The organism is Streptomyces seoulensis (assembly GCF_004328625.1).
GTDB lineage: Bacteria > Actinomycetota > Actinomycetes > Streptomycetales > Streptomycetaceae > Streptomyces > Streptomyces seoulensis.
The window spans coordinates 2732310-2749652 of record NZ_CP032229.1 but is presented as its reverse complement, the minus strand read 5'-3'; the positions used below and the strand labels follow the sequence as shown (position 1 = coordinate 2749652).

General features: G+C 72.8%; 15 protein-coding genes. 10 read left to right on the top strand and 5 right to left on the bottom strand.

What is annotated here, in order from left to right; all coding sequences use genetic code 11:
- Positions 1-438, top strand: a complete 438-nt coding sequence (locus tag D0Z67_RS12705; RefSeq protein ID WP_030804715.1) for a MarR family winged helix-turn-helix transcriptional regulator — start codon at positions 1-3, stop codon at positions 436-438.
- Between the two features lie 100 nt (positions 439-538).
- Positions 539-1807: an MFS transporter gene (locus D0Z67_RS12700; RefSeq protein ID WP_031184081.1), complete on the top strand. Its 1269-nt coding sequence runs from the start codon at positions 539-541 to the stop codon at positions 1805-1807.
- An 8-nt stretch (positions 1808-1815) separates the two neighbouring features.
- Here D0Z67_RS12700 and D0Z67_RS12695 read toward each other — a convergent pair whose 3' ends face one another.
- Positions 1816-2595 (bottom strand): inositol monophosphatase family protein, encoded by a 780-nt coding sequence (locus tag D0Z67_RS12695; protein WP_031184082.1) that lies wholly within the window; start codon positions 2593-2595, stop codon positions 1816-1818.
- A 35-nt stretch (positions 2596-2630) separates the two neighbouring features.
- Between D0Z67_RS12695 and thpR the strand changes: the two genes are divergently transcribed.
- Complete coding sequence (gene thpR / locus D0Z67_RS12690; RefSeq protein WP_031184083.1) at positions 2631-3203, top strand: RNA 2',3'-cyclic phosphodiesterase; 573 nt, start codon at positions 2631-2633, stop codon at positions 3201-3203.
- A 184-nt stretch (positions 3204-3387) separates the two neighbouring features.
- On the opposite strand, the gene D0Z67_RS12685 is transcribed toward thpR, so the two are convergent.
- Positions 3388-4380, bottom strand: a complete 993-nt coding sequence (locus tag D0Z67_RS12685; protein WP_031184084.1) for an aldo/keto reductase — start codon at positions 4378-4380, stop codon at positions 3388-3390.
- Between the two features lie 182 nt (positions 4381-4562).
- Entirely contained in the window at positions 4563-5237 is a 675-nt protein-coding gene (locus tag D0Z67_RS12675; RefSeq protein WP_031184085.1) for a GDSL-type esterase/lipase family protein, read from the bottom strand.
- 99 nt (positions 5238-5336) lie between these two features.
- Between D0Z67_RS12675 and D0Z67_RS12670 the strand changes: the two genes are divergently transcribed.
- Positions 5337-6305 carry a WD40 repeat domain-containing protein gene (locus D0Z67_RS12670; protein WP_031184086.1) on the top strand — a complete coding sequence of 323 codons (969 nt, stop codon included), beginning with the start codon at positions 5337-5339 and terminating at the stop codon, positions 6303-6305.
- A 68-nt stretch (positions 6306-6373) separates the two neighbouring features.
- Here the strand turns inward: D0Z67_RS12670 and serC are convergent, their stop codons facing one another.
- Entirely contained in the window at positions 6374-7492 is a 1119-nt protein-coding gene (gene serC / locus D0Z67_RS12665; protein ID WP_031184087.1) for a phosphoserine transaminase, read from the bottom strand.
- Between the two features lie 202 nt (positions 7493-7694).
- Here serC and D0Z67_RS12660 point away from each other — a divergent pair, with 202 nt between their 5' ends.
- From D0Z67_RS12660 to D0Z67_RS12645, 4 genes are all read left to right on the top strand, one after another.
- A complete protein-coding gene (locus D0Z67_RS12660) occupies positions 7695-10586 on the top strand; it encodes an FAD-binding and (Fe-S)-binding domain-containing protein (RefSeq protein ID WP_031184088.1) in 2892 nt (963 codons plus the stop codon).
- Positions 10577-11350, top strand: a complete 774-nt coding sequence (locus D0Z67_RS12655) for a metallophosphoesterase family protein (protein ID WP_031184089.1) — start codon at positions 10577-10579, stop codon at positions 11348-11350. Before D0Z67_RS12660 ends, D0Z67_RS12655 begins: the two co-directional genes overlap by 10 nt.
- A gap of 36 nt (positions 11351-11386) precedes the next feature.
- Positions 11387-12508 carry a lipid II:glycine glycyltransferase FemX gene (locus D0Z67_RS12650; protein WP_031184090.1) on the top strand — a complete coding sequence of 374 codons (1122 nt, stop codon included), beginning with the start codon at positions 11387-11389 and terminating at the stop codon, positions 12506-12508.
- Between the two features lie 131 nt (positions 12509-12639).
- Complete coding sequence (locus D0Z67_RS12645) at positions 12640-13620, top strand: EamA family transporter (protein ID WP_051888249.1); 981 nt, start codon at positions 12640-12642, stop codon at positions 13618-13620.
- Positions 13621-13797: 177 nt separating this feature from the next.
- On the opposite strand, the gene D0Z67_RS12640 is transcribed toward D0Z67_RS12645, so the two are convergent.
- Positions 13798-14718 carry a phosphotransferase family protein gene (locus D0Z67_RS12640; protein ID WP_031184092.1) on the bottom strand — a complete coding sequence of 307 codons (921 nt, stop codon included), beginning with the start codon at positions 14716-14718 and terminating at the stop codon, positions 13798-13800.
- A 117-nt stretch (positions 14719-14835) separates the two neighbouring features.
- Here D0Z67_RS12640 and D0Z67_RS12635 point away from each other — a divergent pair, with 117 nt between their 5' ends.
- Positions 14836-15648: a TIGR03084 family metal-binding protein gene (locus tag D0Z67_RS12635; RefSeq protein WP_031184093.1), complete on the top strand. Its 813-nt coding sequence runs from the start codon at positions 14836-14838 to the stop codon at positions 15646-15648.
- Complete coding sequence (locus D0Z67_RS12630; RefSeq protein WP_031184094.1) at positions 15645-17327, top strand: acyclic terpene utilization AtuA family protein; 1683 nt, start codon at positions 15645-15647, stop codon at positions 17325-17327. The genes D0Z67_RS12635 and D0Z67_RS12630 overlap by 4 nt, the downstream gene beginning before the upstream one ends.
- Positions 17328-17343: the final 16 nt, after the last annotated feature.

Below are 17343 nucleotides of genomic sequence, written 5' to 3'. Positions count from 1 at the left end.
ATGTCGGACCTCACCCACGGCGACGACGTGGCCGCCGTGAACTCCCTCCGCTCCGCCGTGATGCGGCTGTCCCGTCGACTCAAGCACCAGCGGGTCGACGAGTCGCTGAGCCCCACCGAGATGTCGGTCCTGGGCACGCTGTCCAACTGCGGACAGGCCACCCCGGGCGAGCTGGCGCGCAAGGAGCACGTCCAGCCGCCCTCGATGACCCGCATCGTCGCGCTCCTGGAGGCCAAGGGCCTGGTCCGGCTCGAGCCGCATCCCGAGGACCGGCGCCAGAAGGTCGTCACCCGGACCGAACAGGCCGAGGCGATGCTCGTCGAGAGCCGCCGCAAACGCAACGCGTTCCTGGCCGGCCTGGTCGAGGGCCTCGACGAGGACGAGTGGGCGACCCTGCGCGCCGCCGCCCCCGTCCTGGAGAAGCTCGCGCAACTGTAGCCACGGCATCGCTTCAGGAGGCGAACTTTTGAGTACGGGACCCGGAGCAGCTTCCGTCCCCGCACCGGCACCTACTACCCCGGCCGTCGGCAGAGCCTCGATGTTCAGCTCGCTGAAGGTCCGGAACTACCGGCTGTTCTTCGCCGGGCAGGTCGTCTCCAACACCGGCACCTGGATGCAGCGCATCGCCCAGGACTGGCTGGTGCTGAGCCTCACCGGCTCCTCGGCGGCCGTCGGCATCACCACCGCCCTCCAGTTCCTGCCGATGCTGCTGTTCGGCCTCTACGGCGGTGTCCTCGTCGACCGGCTGCCCAAGCGGCCCGCGCTGCTGTTCACCCAGTCCGCGATGGCCCTCACCGGCCTCGCGCTGGCCGCCCTCACCCTCTCCGGACACGTCCAGGTCTGGCACGTGTACGTGGCCGCCTTCGCGGTCGGTCTCGCCACGGTCGTGGACAACCCGGCCCGGCAGTCCTTCGTCTCGGAGATGGTCGGCCCCGGCCAGCTCCAGAACGCGGTCAGTCTGAATTCGGCCAACTTCCAGTCCGCGCGGCTGGTCGGTCCGGCCGTCGCCGGTCTGATGATCACCGGGGTGGGCACCGGGTGGGCGTTCCTCGCCAACGGGCTGTCCTTCGTCGCGCCCATCGGCGGGTTGCTGCTCATGCGCACCCGTGAGCTGCACTCCGTCGACCGTGCCCCGCGCGGCAAGGGCCAGCTCCGGGAGGGGCTGCGGCATGTCGCCGGGCGGCCGGAGCTGATCTGGCCGATCGTGCTCGTCGGCTTCATCGGCACCTTCGGCTTCAACTTCCCCGTGTGGCTCACCGCCTTCGCCGACGACGTGTTCCACGCCGGTGCCGGTGCGTACAGCCTGTTCAACACCCTGATGGCGGTCGGCTCCCTGATCGGCGCCCTGCTCGCCGCGCGGCGCGGTACGGCCCGGTTCCGGGTGCTGGTCGCGGCCGCGCTGGCCTTCGGCACGGTGGAGATCGTGGCGGCGCTGGCGCCCTCCTACTGGCTGTTCGCGCTCCTCATGGTGCCCATCGGCGCCTTCGGCCTCACGGTCAACGTCACCGCCAACACCGCCGTCCAGATGTCCACCGACCCGGCCATGCGGGGGCGCGTGATGTCCCTCTTCATGATGGTCTTCATGGGCGGCACCCCGCTCGGCGCCCCGCTCGTGGGCTGGGTGACCGACACGTACGGCGCCCGCTTCGGCTTCGTCGCGGGTGGCGTGGTCTCGGCCGCCGCTGCCGCCGTCATCGGGCTGTTCCTGGCCCGCGCGGGGGATCTCCGGCTGAGGCTGAGCTGGCACCGGGGCCCGCAACTGCGGTTCGTGCCCAGGGGGAGCGAGGAGCTGACGCCGACGGCGTGAGGCGTGGGTCAGGGCTCGTCGCGGATCAGCTTCATCAACAGGCTGTGTGTCTTCGCGTCCGCCGCTGCCACCAGGCCCCGGGTGTCCGGGCCCGGTGGCGTGCCGTCGAGCCCGGTGACCACGCAGCCCGCCGCCCGGCACAGGGCGGTACCGGCCGCGAAGTGGACGCTGTCGCAGAGGCCGGTGCCGTCGGTGACGTAGGCGGCTCGGCGGCCCACCGCCACCCACGTCAGGGCCAGGGTCGTGGAGACCACCCGGGGGCGGAAGCGCGCCACGAACACCGGGTGCGCAAGGAGGTCCGCGGCGCGGAAGGCGGGGGCGCTCGGGAAGGGCGGGTCCAGGTTGACGTCCACCAGGGCGGTCGCCGCCGAGGGGCGCAGGGGGGTGTCGGTGCCCTCGTGGCGACGCCAGGCCGTCTCGCCGTCGGTGCGGAAGACCTCGCCGGTGAAGGGGTCCGCCACGGCCGCCGGGCCGTCGCGGAGGGCCACGTTGACGGCGACGAGCCGGTGGCCCACGGCGTAGTCGAGGGTGCCGCACAGGGGGTCCACGAGCCAGAGGCGCCCGGTGTCGGGGGCGCCCTGCCGGCCGCCCTCCTCGCCGAGCACCGCGTCGTCCGGCCGGGCCGCGCGGATGACGTCCAGGACGGCCCGCTCGGCCGCCACGTCGGCCGCCGTGGCGAAGTCCCCGCCGCCCTTGTCGGTCCGGGCCAGATCCTTGCCGTAGCCCGCGCGCACCACTTCCGCGCCGGCCAGGGCGGCCGCTGTCGCCAACTCGAGGTCGTCGGTCACGGCGCCGCAGCGTACCCGTCTGGGATCGTGAGGGGATGAGACTCTTCGCCGCCGTGCTGCCGCCCCCGGGGGCCGTGGCGGAGCTGGGCCGGGAGGTACGGGCACTGCGGCGGCTCGCCGGGGCCGACACGCTGCGCTGGACCCAGCCCGACGGCTGGCACTTCACGCTCGCCTTCTACGGCGAGGTCCCGGAGGAGACCGTGCCCGAGCTGGAGCGCCGTCTGGAGCGCGCGGCCGCGCGGAGCACACCGTTCCCGCTGGCCCTCGCAGGAGGCGGCAGCTTCGGCCGGGACAGGGCGCTGTGGGCCGGGGCCTGCGGAGAACTCCCCGCGCTGGGCAGACTCGCCGAGCGGGCTCAGGCGGCCGGACGCCGGGCCGGGGCGGGCGGCGAGGAGCACCGGCACTACCGGGCGCATCTCACACTGGCCCGGGGCAAGGGCGACACCGCGCTACGGCCCTACGTCGACGCCCTCGCCGAATTCGCCGGTACCGCCTGGACGGTGGGCGAACTGGTCCTCGTCCGCAGTCACCTGCCGGCGTCCGGCGTGCCCGGTGAGCAGCCCCGGTACGCCCCGGTCGCCCGCTGGGCACTGGGCGCGGCCCGTTAGGCTCGTCGTCGTGGAACCGAAAATCCGGAACCGGATCATGGCCGGTGCGCTCGTGCTGATGCTGGTGGTCGTCGCCGTGGCGGCGGCCGTCCACTGACGGCTGCTGCCCAAGGCCGCTCCGCGGGAAATCCGCACGGAGCGGCCTTTCGTTTGCCGCCAGGCGCTTGCCGCTACGTGCTCGCCGCTACCAGGCGAACGCCTCCGGGGCGGGGCCCGGACCGGGGAAGATCTCGTCCAGGCTGGTCAGCAGCTCCTCGCTCAGCTTCAGCTCCACCGCGCGCAGCGCCGAGGCGAGCTGCTCCCCGGTGCGCGGGCCGACGATCGGGCCGGTGACGCCGGGCCGGGTCAGCAGCCAGGCGAGCGCGACCTCGCCGGGCTCCAGGCCGTGCTTGGCGAGCAGCTCCTCGTACGCCTCGATCCGGTTGCGCGTGGCCGTGTCCGCGAGGGCGTCGGCGGCGCGGCCGGAGGCACGGCGACCGCGCTCGGCCTCCTTGCGGATGACCCCGCCCAGCAGACCGCCGTGCAGCGGCGACCAGGGGATGACGCCGAGCCCGTAGTCCTGGGCGGCCGGGATGACCTCCATCTCGGCGCGGCGCTCGGCGAGGTTGTACAGGCACTGCTCGCTGACCAGGCCGAGGGTGTTGCCCCGGCGCAGGGCCGTCTCGTTGGCCTGGGCGATCTTGTAGCCGGGGAAGTTGGAGGAACCGGCGTAGAGGATCTTGCCCTGGGTGACCAGGACGTCGACCGCCTGCCAGATCTCCTCGAACGGGGTGTTCCGGTCGATGTGGTGGAACTGGTAGATGTCGATGTAGTCGGTCTGCAGCCGCTTCAGGCTGGCGTCCACCGCGCGGCGGATGTTCAGCGCGGAGAGCTTGTCGTAGTTGGGCCAGACGTCGCCTTCTGCGCCCATGTTCCCGTAAACCTTGGTGGCCAGGACGGTTTTCTCCCGCCGCTCGCCGCCCTTTGCGAACCAGGTTCCGATGATCTCCTCGGTACGGCCCTTGTTCTCGCCCCAGCCGTACACGTTCGCGGTGTCGAAGTAGTTGATGCCCGCGTCCAGCGCCGCGTCCATGATCGCGTGGCTGTCCGCCTCGTCGGTCTGCGGCCCGAAGTTCATGGTCCCCAGCACCAGCCGGCTGACCTTCAGACCCGTACGTCCAAGCTGCGTGTACTCCATGCCCACCTAGCCAACGTCTTGGAGCGCGCTCTAGGCAAGCGGTGGGGTCAGTCGCGGGGGAAGTCCTGGGTCTTGAGGAGGAGGTCGACCGACGTGCCGGTGAGGTCGACGTCCCCTCCGAAGGCGACGGTGTTGAACGAAACGCACAGCCACCCGGCAACGCCAGGATCACGTCGACACGATCAGGCCACGTACGGCTCCCCCAGCCCCCACGCCTCGTACATCGCCCCCGCGAACGCCCCCGCGATCCGGTGCTCGCCGCTCGCGTTGGGGTGGGTGCCGTCGTAGGTGTCCGTGTGGATGTCCCAGCCCTCCGGCGACGAGGCCAGGAGCAGCGGTGAACGGGGTTCGTCGAGGTCGGCGGCGGTCTTGGCGAGGAGGGTGTTGAAAAGGGCGACCTGTTCGGCGAAGGGGCCGTCCTCCTGGGCGCGTATGTTCGGGATGACCGGCAGGAGCACCATGCGTACGCGCGGACGCGCCTCACGGGCCGCCGAGACGAACGCCCACACGTTGTCGACCGTCTGCTCCGCGTTGGTGTAGAAGCCCAGGTCGATCAGCCCGAGGGAGACCAGCAGCACGTCGGCCCGGTGCGCCCGCACCGCCTCCCCGATCAGCGGAGCCATGTGCTGCCAGCCCTCGCCCCAGCCGGCGAGGTGGGCGCGGGGGAAGTCGGGGTCGGCGTACTCGTAGGAGTCGGGCTCCCCGGTGGCCTGGTCGTACAGCGTCTCGCGGGGGCCGACGATCTGGAACGGGCCGCCGTATGTGCCCCGCAGGTGCTGCCACAGCCGGTAACGCCACGTGTGTTCGCCCGCGCTCCCGATCGTCATGGAGTCACCTACGGGCATGAACCTGAGCATCCGCTCATGATGGCGGATCGCGGTACGGGCCCGCATCCGGGGCCGATGTGAGGCCGACCACCCCCGCGCGACGCCCGCGCCGGGTGGCAGTCTTGGACCATGCGCCGACCGTTCGCCCTGCTTGCCGGGGCCCTGCTCGCGGGTGCCTGCGCCCTGCCCGCCCATGCCGCGGACGGGGACCGGGGGTTCACCATCGAGGACCCCAGGATCACCGAGTCCAGCGGCCTGGCCGCCTCCCACCTGCACCCGGGCGTCTACTGGACGCACAACGACAGCGACGACGGCCCCTACCTCTACGCCGTCGACAGCCGCACCGGAAAGACCGTCGCCACGCTCACCCTGCGCGGCATCGGCGCCCCGCGCGACGTGGAGGCGATCTCCATCGGGCCGGACGACCAGATCTACGTCGGCGACATCGGGGACAACTTCCACGGCCGCTGGCCCTATGTCTGGATCTACCGTCTGCCCGAGCCGAAGATCCTCAAGGACCAGACGGTCACGGCCACGCAGTACGTCGTGAAGTACTCCGACGGCCCCCGGGACGCCGAGTCGCTGGTGGTCCACCCCAAGACCGGCCGCGTCTACATCATCGACAAGAACGAGGACGGCGGGCACCTGTACGAGGGCCCCGCCCAGCTGACGTCCTCGGGTACGAACCTCTTCCGCCCGGTCGCCCCCGTCGACCTGTGGGCCACCGACGCCGCCTTCTCGCCGAACGGCCGACAGCTCGCCGTACGCGGCTACTTCGGCGGAATCTCCTATGACTTCGACGGCGGCCGGATCAAGAAGCTGGACCGGCTGAACGTGCCCCTCCAGGGACAGGGCGAGTCCGTCAGCTACTCCGCCGACGGCACCAAGCTGATGTACGGCAGCGAGGGCGCGCAGAGCCAGGTGCGAGCGGTGGACGCGCCCGAGGGTGGCGCGGTGGCCTCCAAGTCACCGTCCACCGGCGGGAGTTCGGCCTCGGGGGAGAAGACCGGCGGGGGCGGCCTCAAGACCGGCGCCGTCCTCCTCGCCCTCGGCGCGGCCGCCGTTTTCGGCATGCGGATGATGCGGCGCAAGAAGTAGGCGCGGGGAACGGACAAGGGGCGCCCGGTCCACCACCGGGCGCCCCTTCTCACGCTGATCTACAGGTTTCAGATCCGCTCGATGACATAGTCGACGCACTTGGTGAGCGCCTCGACGTCGGCCGGGTCGATCGCCGGGAACATGGCGACGCGGAGCTGGTTGCGGCCGAGCTTGCGGTACGGCTCGGTGTCCACGATGCCGTTGGCGCGCAGCGCCTTGGCGACCGCGGCCGCGTCGATCTCGTCGGCGAAGTCGATCGTGCCGATGACCTGCGACCGCTTGGCCGGGTCGGTGACGAACGGCGTGGCGTACTTCGACTCCTCCGCCCAGGTGTACAGCCGGGTCGAGGAGTCCTTGGTGCGGCCGGTGGCGAAGTCCAGACCGCCCTGCCCGTTCAGCCACTCGAGCTGCTCGTTGAGCAGGAAGAGCGTGGCGAGCGCCGGGGTGTTGTACGTCTGGTTCTTGCGGGAGTTGTCGATCGCCGTGGGCAGGCTGAAGAACTCCGGGACGTGCCGGCCGGACGCGTGGACACGCTCGGCGCGCTCGATGGCGGCCGGGGAGAACACGCCGATCCACAGGCCGCCGTCGGAGGCGAAGGACTTCTGCGGGGCGAAGTAGTAGACGTCCGTCTCGGAGACGTCGACCGGGAGGCCGCCCGCGCCGGAGGTGGCGTCCACCAGGACGAGCGAACCCTCGTCGCCCCCGGCCACGCGCTTGATCGGCATGGCGACACCGGTGGAGGTCTCGTTGTGCGTGAACGCGTACACGTCCACGCCCGCCTCGGCACTCGGCTCGGGGTGGGTGCCGGGGTCGGAGGCGATGACGGTCGGCTCTGCCAGCCAGGGGGCGAGCTTGGCGGCCTTGGCGAACTTTGAGGAGAACTCTCCGAAGTTGAGGTGCTGGGACTTGTTCTCGATCAGCCCGTGGGTGGCGATGTCCCAGAAAGCGGTGGAGCCGCCGTTGCCGAGGACGACCTCGTAGCCGTCCGGGAGGGAGAACAGGGAGCTGATGCCTTCGCGGACCTGGCCCACCAGGTTCTTGACCGGGGCCTGCCGGTGGGAGGTGCCCAGCAGGGAACTGCCGGTCGCCGCGAGCGCGGCGAGCGCCTCCGTCCGCACCTTGGAGGGGCCAGCGCCGAAACGTCCGTCGGCGGGCTTGATGTCAGCGGGGATCTCGATGTCGGCCACGAGTCGGAGCGTATCGGGTGCGCGAAACCGGACGAAGCCGTGTCCGTCGGATGAGACGACTCCTCCGGGTCGTGGACTTGTGCGGTCGTACGACGAACCGATGATCGGGGAGTGCTTGTGGACAACTTCTGATGACGTTGCGTGATCGGATGCATCCTGGAGCCATGACCGATCGACGGGGTCGGACGGACGGGGGACTGTGATGGAGACGGAGAACGACGGCGGACTGGCTTCGGAGCTGCGGCGGGCCGTGCGGGGCGAGGTCCGCTTCGACGCGACGGCACGTGCGCTGATGACGATGGACGCGTCCAACTACCGGCGGGTCCCGCTGGGCGTGGTCGCCCCCCGGGACGCCGGGGACGTGGCGGCCGTGCTGGAGGTGTGCCGGGCGCGTGGGACACCGGTGGTCGCGCGCGGCGGCGGTACATCCATCGCCGGGCAGGCGACCGGTACGGGGGTGGTGCTGGACTTCACCCGGCACATGAACGGCCTGCTGGAACTGGACCCGGCCGGGCGTACGGCGAGGGTCCAGCCGGGCCTGGTGCTGGACCGGCTCCAGGCGGCGGCCGCCCCGCACGGACTCCGCTTCGGCCCCGACCCCTCCACCCACGGCCGCTGCACGCTCGGCGGCATGATCGGCAACAACTCCTGCGGCGCCCACTCGGTGGCCTGGGGCACCACCGCCGACAGCGTGCGCGAACTGTCCGTACTCACCGCGCGCGGCGAACGACTGCGCCCCGGCCGGGACTGGTCGGGCGCACCGGAGGGTCTGCGGACGCTGGTGGAGGGGGAGTTGGCCCGGCTGCGCACCGGCTTCCCCGACCTGCCCCGCCGTATCTCCGGGTACGCCCTGGACGCCCTGCTTCCCGAGCGCGGCGCCGACGTGGCCCGCTCCTTCTGCGGCTCCGAAGGCACCCTCGGCGTGCTGACGGAGGCGGTGCTGGACCTGGTGGCGGCGCCGGCCGCGCACGCCCTGGCCGTGCTGGGGTACGCCGACGAGAGCGCCGCCGCCGACGCGGCCTCCGGTCTGCTGCCGCACGGCCCGCTGACCCTGGAGGGCATGGCGGCCGACCTGATCCGGGCGCCGATCGGGCTCCCCGAGGGCGGCGCGTGGCTGTTCGTGGAGACGGGCGGCGCCTCGGCGGGGGAGGCGCGGGCCCGCGCGGAGGCGGTCGTGCGCGCGGCCGACGTGGTGGACGCACTGGTGGTGACCGACCCCGCCGCCCAGCGCGGACTGTGGCGGCTGCGCGAGGACGCGAGCGGTACGGCGACCCGGATGCCGGACGGTACGGAGGCGTGGCCCGGCTGGGAGGACTGCGCGGTACCGCCCGCCCGGCTCGGCGCCTACCTGCGCGACTTCCGCGCCCTGCTCGCCGACCATGGGCTGCGGGGCGCTCCCTACGGCCACTTCGGGGAGGGCTGCGTCCACGTCCGGATCGACTTCGACCTGCTCACCGAGGCCGGGGTGGGGCGGTTCCGCCGCTTCTCCGAGGACCAGGCCGACCTGGTGGTCTCCCACGGCGGCTCGCTGTCCGGGGAGCACGGCGACGGGCAGGCCCGCGCGGAACTGCTGCCGCGCATGTACGGCGCCGAGACGGTGGGGCTGTTCGAGCGGGCCAAGGCGGTGTGGGACCCCGACGACCTGCTCAACCCCGGCATGCTGGTCCGCCCGGCCCGCCTGGACGACAACCTCCGCTTCGCGGTGCTGCCCCGCCGCCCGGTGGACGTCGCCTTCGGCTACCCGCACGACGACGGAGACTTCCGCGCGGCCGTCCGCCGGTGCGTGGGGGTCGCCAAGTGCCGTACGGAGTCGGCGGGCGGGTCCGGGGTGATGTGCCCGTCGTTCCGGGCGACCGGGGAGGAGGAGCACTCCACGCGGGGGCGGGCGCGGCTGCTGCACGAGATGCTCGCGGGCGAGGTGATCACCGACGGCTGGCGCTCGGCCGAGGTCCGGGACGCCCTCGACCTGTGTCTGTCCTGCAAGGGCTGCCGCTCGGACTGCCCGGTCGGGGTCGACATGGCCACCTACAAGGCGGAGTTCCTGCACCACCACTACGCGGGCCGGCTGCGCCCCGCCGCCCACTACAGCCTGGGCTCGCTGCCGGTGTGGCTGCGGTGGGTGGCGCGTGCGCGGGCAGCGCCGCTGGTCAACCGGCTCGCCGCGGTGGGGCCGTTGGCCCGGCTGGGGAAACGGGTGGGCGGGATCGCGCGGGAGCGGGAGATCCCCCGGCTGGCGGCGGAGACGTTCAGCCGATGGTGGCGGGCGCGGCCGCCGGCGCCGGAGAGCGGGGGCTCGGGGCAGCTGGTCGTGCTGTGGCCCGACACCTTCACCGAGCATCTGTCGCCGTCCGTCGGGCGGGCCGCCGTCCGGGTGCTGGAGTCGGCCGGGCTGCGGGTGGCGCTGCCGCCGACCCTGCTGCCCGGCAGACGACCGGTGGGAGACGGCACCTCGCGCACACCGGCCGCGCTGCTCGGAGCACGCCGTGCCCAGGTCTGCTGTGGACTCACCTACATCTCCACCGGCCGCCTGGACCGGGCCCGCGCGGTGCTGCGCCGCACGCTGGACCTGATGGAACCGGTGCTGGAGGCCGGGGTGCCGGTCGTCGTCCTGGAACCGAGCTGCGCGGCGGCCCTCCGCACCGACCTCCCCGAACTCCTGCCCGACGACCCCCGCGCACCCCGCCTGGCCGCCGCCGTCCACACCTTCGCGGAGACCCTCCGCCAGTACGCACCCCACTGGACCCCGCCCACCCTCGACCGCCCGGTCACCGGCCAGACCCACTGCCACCAGCACGCCGTCCTCGGCGACACCGCCGACCGCGCCCTCCGCGCCTCAGCCGCCCTCACCGGCGACCTGACCGGCGGCTGCTGCGGCCTGGCCGGCAACTTCGGCTTCGAAAAAGACCACTTCGACGTCTCCCGCACCTGCGCGGAGGACCAACTCCTCCCCGCCCTCCACACCGCCCCCGACAACGCGACGACCTTGGCGGACGGCTACTCCTGCCGAACCCAGATCGAACAACTGACGGGGATGCGGGCCCGACATCTGGCGGAGGTACTGGCGGAGGGGCTGGAGGGGGAGGGGTGGCAGTGAGCGAGGAGTACGGGCGGGTCGCGGTCCTCTCCGACATCCACGGCGTGCTCCCGGCCCTGGAGGCGGTGCTCGCGGAGCCCGAGGTGGCGGCCGCCGACCGGATCGTCGTCACCGGCGACATCGCGGCGGGCCCGCAGCCGGCCGAGGTGCTGGACCTGCTGCGCGGACTGGGCGACCGGGTCCGGTGGCTCGGCGGGAACGCGGACCGGGAACTGGTGGAGTTCCGCCGGGGCGAGCGCGCGGAGATCCCCGACCCCATCGGGGTGTTCGCCGCGCGGGCGCTGCGTGCAGAGCAGGTGGACCTCCTGGCCGCGCTGCCCGCCACCGTGACCCTGCGCATCCGGGGCCTCGGAGAAGTGCTGTTCTGCCACGCGACTCCGCGCGACGACGAGGAGGTCGTCCTCGTCGACTCCCGCCCCGACCGGTGGGCCGAGGTGCTCGGAGGTGTGCCGCCCGGCGTCGGCACCGTGGTCTGCGGCCACACCCACATGCCCTACGTGCGGCTGGCGCACGGCCGGCTGATCGTCAACCCCGGCAGCGTCGGCATGCCGTACGGCCGTCCCGGCGCCCACTGGTGCCTGCTCGGCCCCGGAGCCGACCTGCGGGTGACGGCGTACGACATACCGGCGGCCGTCGCCCGGCTCACGGCCGACTGCGCGTACCCCGACATAGCCGCATGGGCCGACTGCTATCTGCGCGCACGGGTGACGGACACGGAGGCGTCGGCGGCGTTCGGGCCGAGGGACGGGAGGCCAGGACCATAGGGTGACCGGATCCGTCTGCGCGAAGGAGTCCTCCGTATGACCCTCACCCTGCGACCCGTCAGCCGGGCCGAGCATCTGGCGTTCGTGGGGTCGCGGCCCTCGGTCAGTCACTTGCAGCTGCCGTCGTGGGGGGAGGTGAAGCCCGACTGGCGGGCGGAGAGTCTGGGGTGGTTCGACGGGGACGGGCGGCTGGTGGGTGCGGGGCTGGTGCTGCTGCGGCCGTTGCCCAAGGTGAAGCGGTATCTGGCGTATCTGCCCGAGGGGCCGGTGATCGACTGGCACGCCGACGGCCTGGAGCGCTGGCTGGAGCCGATGCTGGCGCACCTCAAGGCGCGGGGGGCGTTCTCGGTGAAGATGGGCCCGCCGGTGGTGGCCCGGCGCTGGAGCCCGGAGGCGGTCAAGGCCGCCATCGCCGACCCGGCCGCGCACCGGCTCCGGGACGCCGAGCCGACCTGGCAGGACCCGCGCGCCCAGGCCCTCGCCGACCGGCTGCGCGCCATGGGCTGGCGGCAGAGCGAACCGGACGCCGAGGAGGGCTTCGCGGCGGGGCAGCCCCGGTACGTGTGCCAGGTGCCCTTCGCCGGGCGGTCGCTGGAGGAGGTCCACGGCGGGCTCAACCAGCAGTGGCGGCGCAACATCAAGAAGGCCGAGAAGGCGGGCGTGAAGGTGATGCGCGGCGGCGTCGACGACCTGCCGGTGTTCTACGAGCTGTACCGGGAGACGGCCGAGCGCGACCGTTTCATCCCGCGCCCACTGGCCTACTTCGAGCGGATGTGGACCGCGCTCGCCAACGAGGACCCCGACCGCATGCGGCTGTACCTCGCCCACCACGACGGGGAGGTGCTGGCGGCGGCGACGATGCTGATCGTGGGCAGCCACGTCTGGTACTCGTACGGCGCCTCCACGGCCCGCAAGCGGGAGGTCCAGCCCAACAACGCCATGCAGTGGCGGATGATGACCGACGCCCACGAGCTGGGCGCGCACGTCTACGACTTCCGGGGCATCACCGACACCCTGGAGGAGTCCAACCACCTGCTCGGCCTGCTCCGCTTCAAGGTCGGCGCGGGCGGCGAGGCGGCGGAGTACGTGGGGGAGTGGGACTTCCCGCTGAACAGGATGCTGCACAAGGCGTTCGACCTGTACATGTCCCGCCGCTGAGGCCCCGGCCCGCCGGGCCTTGATCTCAGCATCCAAGACACCGCCTGCGTACAGTGGCATAAGGGGTTCACACGCCTGACGGAGGTCCATTACCGTGGACCGTGAAGTACATCGGGATGTACGCGGCGTCCATGGCCGCGGCCGATGCGCTCGAAGCCCCCTCCCTGCGGCCCCCAGGACAGCCCGTGACCACCGTCCGTAGCTCCACCCCGGCGACGAAGACCTCCGCCACCCCGGACTCCCCCGGCCGGTTCGGCTCGCTGGGCCCGGTCGGTCTGGTGCTGGCGGGCGGGATATCGGTCCAGTTCGGCGGGGCGCTCGCGGTGACGCTGATGCCCCGCGCGGGCGCGCTCGGTGTGGTGACGCTGCGGCTGGTGGCGGCGGCCGTCGTACTGCTGGTGGTGTGCCGGCCCCGGCTGCGGGGGCACTCCCGTACCGACTGGGGGACGGTGATCGTCTTCGGTCTCACCATGGCCGGGATGAACGGCCTCTTCTACCAGGCGGTCGCGCGTATCCCGCTCGGTCTCGCGGTCACCCTGGAGGTCCTCGGGCCGCTCGCCCTGTCCGTCTTCGCCTCGCGCCGCGCGATCAACGCCGTATGGGCGGGCCTCGCCCTGGCGGGCGTCTTCCTGCTGGGCGGCGGAGGGTTCAGCGGACTCGACCCGCTGGGCGTCGGCTTCGCCCTGTCGGCGGGCGTCATGTGGGCGGCGTACATCATCTTCAGCGCCCGTACTGGGCGTCGCTTCCCCCAGGCCGACGGGCTGGCGCTCGCGATGGGCGTGGCCGCGCTGGTCTTCCTCCCGCTGGGCATCGTCGAGGCGGGCAGCCGCCTGCTGAACCCCACCACCATCGCCCTCGGTTCGGCGGTCGCCCTGCTCTCCTCGGTCCTCCCCTACACCCTCGAACTCCTCGCCCTCCGCCGCCTCCCGGCCCCCACCTTCGCCATCCTCATGAGCCTGGAGCCGGCCGTGGCCGCCACCGCCGGCTTCTTCGTCCTCCACCAGACCCTCTCCCTGACACAGGCCGCCGCCATCGCGCTGGTCATCGCGGCGAGCATCGGCGCGGTGCGGACCCAGACGCGGCGGGTGGCGCCACCGGCACCGGAGGCGTAGGCACTCCGGGGAGCACTCGTATCCGTCCCCTGTGTGCGACCCGCGTGACGCCGTTGCGCGGGTGGCACCGGTGACGCCTCGGGTGTCGTCGCCGCGGGCCAACGCCGGGCAGAGCCCCGCGTACTCGCGGCCGGGTCGCCTCGGAGGCGGGTTCACCGTGGCGGGCCGGACGTCGGCTCAGCCCGCCCTCCCCGCCAGTCGTAGCGCCTCCCGGGTGTTGTGTTCCGCGATGCCCCGCATGGCGTCCCGGTGGGGGAAGTCGCCGGTCAGGAGGCGGAGAGGGCCCGCGACCAGGGAGAGGTGGAGAGCCAGGGTGTGGAGGGAGAGACGGGTCGGGTCCAGGGTGGGGCGGGCGAGCGGGGCGTAGTGGGGGCCGAAGCGGAGGCGTAGGTAGGCGTGTTCCTGTTCGGGGTCGGCGTGGGTGAGGGACTCGATGTCGATCAGGGCGGGGTCGGCGTCGGGGGTGAGGAGGATGTGGTCGGGGCCGAGTTCGCCGTGGACCAGGGAGTAGGTGGCGCGGGGGGTCAGCGCTGAGTGCAGCTCGTGGAGGCGGTCGGTCAGGGCGGGGGCCGCCGCGTGGATGCGGGGCTCGCGGGCTGCCGCCTCGGTGAGGTCGTCGAGGGCCCGGGTGAGGGTCACGTCCTCGCTGGTGTGGTCCGCCGGGGAGGTGTGGGCGGCCATGTGGTCCAGCGCCATGGACAGTTTCGCCAGGGCCTTCGCCGCTCGGGGCGGGTCGGTGGTGAAGGCCGTCTCCAGGGTGTCGCCGGGGATGTCCTCCACGAGGGCGAGGTCGGCGGGTTCGGATGCGTACAGGACGTGTGGGGTACGCACACCGGCTGACTGAAGGGTGTGGTGGGCGGACAGGAACGGGGCCAGACCGGAGGGGTGGGGGGTCGGCACACTCGGCCAGTAGTTCTCCTGTGGGGCCCAGCTGTAGGCGATCACCGTCGGCGGGGCGCCCGCCCCGGCCAGGGTCATCCGGTACACCCCCTTCTTCGAGCCACCCCGCAGCCGTTCCACGCCGGTGACCCGGCAGCCCGGTCCCAGCGCCTCTCGTACCAGTCGTCGCAGCTCCGAGGGGTCCGTGAATGCGCGCATCCGGCGAACCTAGCCGGAGAGGGCGAGCCAGGGGCACCCATTTTCCGGCCGCCCGCCCTCCCCAAATTAATGCAAGCATGCTTGATTGTTTCTGCCCTCGCTGCCATGCTCCTGCCCATGTCCGATCCGACGCCCGTCTTCGACGACCTGCGTGAGGAAAGCCGGGAACTCGACCTGCTCGTGGCCGAGTTGACCGACAACGAGTGGGCACGCGCGACGCCCGCTCCGCGCTGGAGCATCGCCCACCAGATCGCCCATCTACACTGGACCGACCGCGCCGCCCTGCTCGCCATGAGCGACCAGGCGGCCTTCCAGAAGTTCGCCGAACAGGCGCTCACCGCACCCGACTCCTTCGTGGACGACGGTGCGGAGGACGGCGTCCGCCTCGGCCGCGCCGAACTGCTCGCCCGCTGGCGGAACGGCAGGCAGGAGCTGGACCGCGCCCTGCGGGAGGCGGCCGCGCGGCACACCCGGTTCCCCTGGTTCGGGCCGCCCATGTCGGCCGCCGCCATGGCCACCGGCCGGCTCATGGAGACCTGGGCCCATGGCCAGGACGTCGCCGACGCCCTGGATGTGGTGCGCGCACCCACCGACCGGCTCCGGCATGTGGTCCGCATCGGTGTGCGGGCCCGGAACTTCGCCTTCGCGGTACGGGGACTGCCCGCGCCGGAGGACGAGTTCCGCGTCGAGGTCCAGGCCCCCTCGGGTGAGCTGTGGACCTACGGCCCCGAGGACGCCGCGCAACGGGTCACCGGCCCCGCGGTCGATTTCTGCCTGCTGGTGACTCAGCGCGCCCACCGCGCCGACCTCGCCCTGACCGCCGTCGGCCCGGACGCCGACCGCTGGCTGGACATCGCCCAAGCCTTCGCGGGCCCGCCCGGTACCGGGCGCGACCCCAAGCCGGCCGCACCCGAGGAGCCCGCCCCGTGACGGCGGCCCCCCTCCGCGTCGGCAACTTCTCCGGCTTCTACGGCGACCGGTCCAGTGCCCTCCGCGAGATGCTCACCGGCGGCGAGGTCGACGTCCTCACCGGGGACTACCTCGCCGAGCTGACCATGCTCATCCTCGGCCGCGACCGGCTGAAGGACCCCGGCGCCGGGTACGCCCGCACCTTCGCGCGCCAGCTGGAAGACACCCTCGGCCTCGCCCACGAGCACGGAGTGCGGATCGTCACCAACGCGGGCGGGCTCAACCCGGCCGGACTCGCCGACAAGGTGCGGGAGTTGGCGGAGCGGCTCGGGATACCCGTACGGGTCGCGCATGTCGAGGGCGACGACCTCACCGCCGCGTACCCCGGCACCCTGGCCGCCCATGCCTACCTCGGCGGCTTCGGCATCGCGGAGTGTCTGCGGGCCGGGGCCGATGTGGTGATCACCGGGCGGGTGACCGACGCCGCGCTCGTCACCGGGCCCGCCGCCGCGCACTTCGGGTGGGGGCCGGGGGACCACGACCAGCTCGCCGGGGCCGTCGTCGCCGGGCACCTGCTGGAGTGCGGGACCCAGGTCACGGGCGGCAACTACGCCTTCTTCCAGGACGGTGACGTACGCCGTCCCGGCTTTCCGCTGGCCGAGATCCATGCCGACGGCAGCAGCACCGTGACCAAGCATCCTGGTACCGGCGGGTTCGTGGACACCGGTACCGTCACGGCCCAGCTGCTGTACGAGACGGGGGGTGCCCGGTACGCCGGGCCCGATGTCACCGCCCGGCTGGACACCGTACGGCTCCGCCAGGACGGGCCGGACCGGGTGCGGATCGAGGGGGTACGGGGTGAGGCGCCCCCGCCCACGCTCAAGGTCGGCCTCAACCGGCTCGGCGGCTTCCGCAACGAGGTCGCCTTCGTCCTCACCGGTCTCGACATCGAGGCCAAGGCGGAGCTGGTGCGCGACCAGATGGACGCCGCGCTGGCCAAGGCGGCTCCGGACGAGGTGCGTTGGGAGCTGGCCCGCACCGACCGGGCCGACGCGGACACGGAGGAGACGGCCAGCGCGCTGCTCCGGCTCGTCGTCCGGGACGCCGATCCCGAGGTGGTCGGGCGGGGGCTGAGCGGGGCCGCGATCGAGCTGGCGCTCGCCAGTTACCCCGGCTTCCATGTGCTGGCGCCCCCGGGGAAGGGCTCGCCGTATGGGGTGTTCGACCATGTGGCCGTACCCCATGGTGCCGTCGACCATGTGGCCGTCCTCCACGACGGACGCCGTATCAAGGTGGCAGCACCGCAGGACACGCTCCCGCTCGCCGAGGTGCCCGAACCCGAGCTGCCCCAGCCGCTCCCTGTGGCCCGCACCCGCCGCGCCCCCCTCGGACATGTGGCCGGAGCCCGTAGCGGGGACAAGGGCGGGGACGCCAACGTCGGTGTCTGGGCCCGCTCCGCCGACGCCTGGCGCTGGCTCGCGCACGAGCTGACCGTCGAGCGCTTCCGGGAACTGCTCCCCGAGGCCCGCGACCTCCCGGTCACCCGGCACGCCCTGCCCCACCTCCGCGCCCTGAACTTCGTCGTCACCGGCGTCCTCGGCGCCGGCGTGGCCGCCCAGCACCGCTTCGACCCCCAGGCCAAGGCGCTCGGCGAGTGGCTCCGCTCCCGCCACCTGGACATCCCGGAGGACCTCCTGTGACGCCCCGGACGCGCCC

Excerpts from the sequence above, each read along its gene's own strand:
- D0Z67_RS12640 (WP_031184092.1), bottom strand. The coding sequence starts at position 14,718 with ATGCGCGCATTCACGGACCCCTCGGAGCTGCGACGACTGGTACGAGAG.
- thpR (WP_031184083.1), top strand. The coding sequence starts at position 2,631 with ATGAGACTCTTCGCCGCCGTGCTGCCGCCCCCGGGGGCCGTGGCGGAG.
- D0Z67_RS12670 (WP_031184086.1), top strand. The coding sequence starts at position 5,337 with ATGCGCCGACCGTTCGCCCTGCTTGCCGGGGCCCTGCTCGCGGGTGCC.
- D0Z67_RS12650 (WP_031184090.1), top strand. The coding sequence starts at position 11,387 with ATGACCCTCACCCTGCGACCCGTCAGCCGGGCCGAGCATCTGGCGTTC.
- D0Z67_RS12645 (WP_051888249.1), top strand. The coding sequence starts at position 12,640 with ATGGCCGCGGCCGATGCGCTCGAAGCCCCCTCCCTGCGGCCCCCAGGA.
- D0Z67_RS12635 (WP_031184093.1), top strand. The coding sequence starts at position 14,836 with ATGTCCGATCCGACGCCCGTCTTCGACGACCTGCGTGAGGAAAGCCGG.
- D0Z67_RS12705 (WP_030804715.1), top strand. The coding sequence starts at position 1 with ATGTCGGACCTCACCCACGGCGACGACGTGGCCGCCGTGAACTCCCTC.
- D0Z67_RS12700 (WP_031184081.1), top strand. The coding sequence starts at position 539 with ATGTTCAGCTCGCTGAAGGTCCGGAACTACCGGCTGTTCTTCGCCGGG.
- D0Z67_RS12685 (WP_031184084.1), bottom strand. The coding sequence starts at position 4,380 with ATGGAGTACACGCAGCTTGGACGTACGGGTCTGAAGGTCAGCCGGCTG.
- D0Z67_RS12660 (WP_031184088.1), top strand. The coding sequence starts at position 7,695 with ATGGAGACGGAGAACGACGGCGGACTGGCTTCGGAGCTGCGGCGGGCC.
- D0Z67_RS12675 (WP_031184085.1), bottom strand. The coding sequence starts at position 5,237 with ATGCTCAGGTTCATGCCCGTAGGTGACTCCATGACGATCGGGAGCGCG.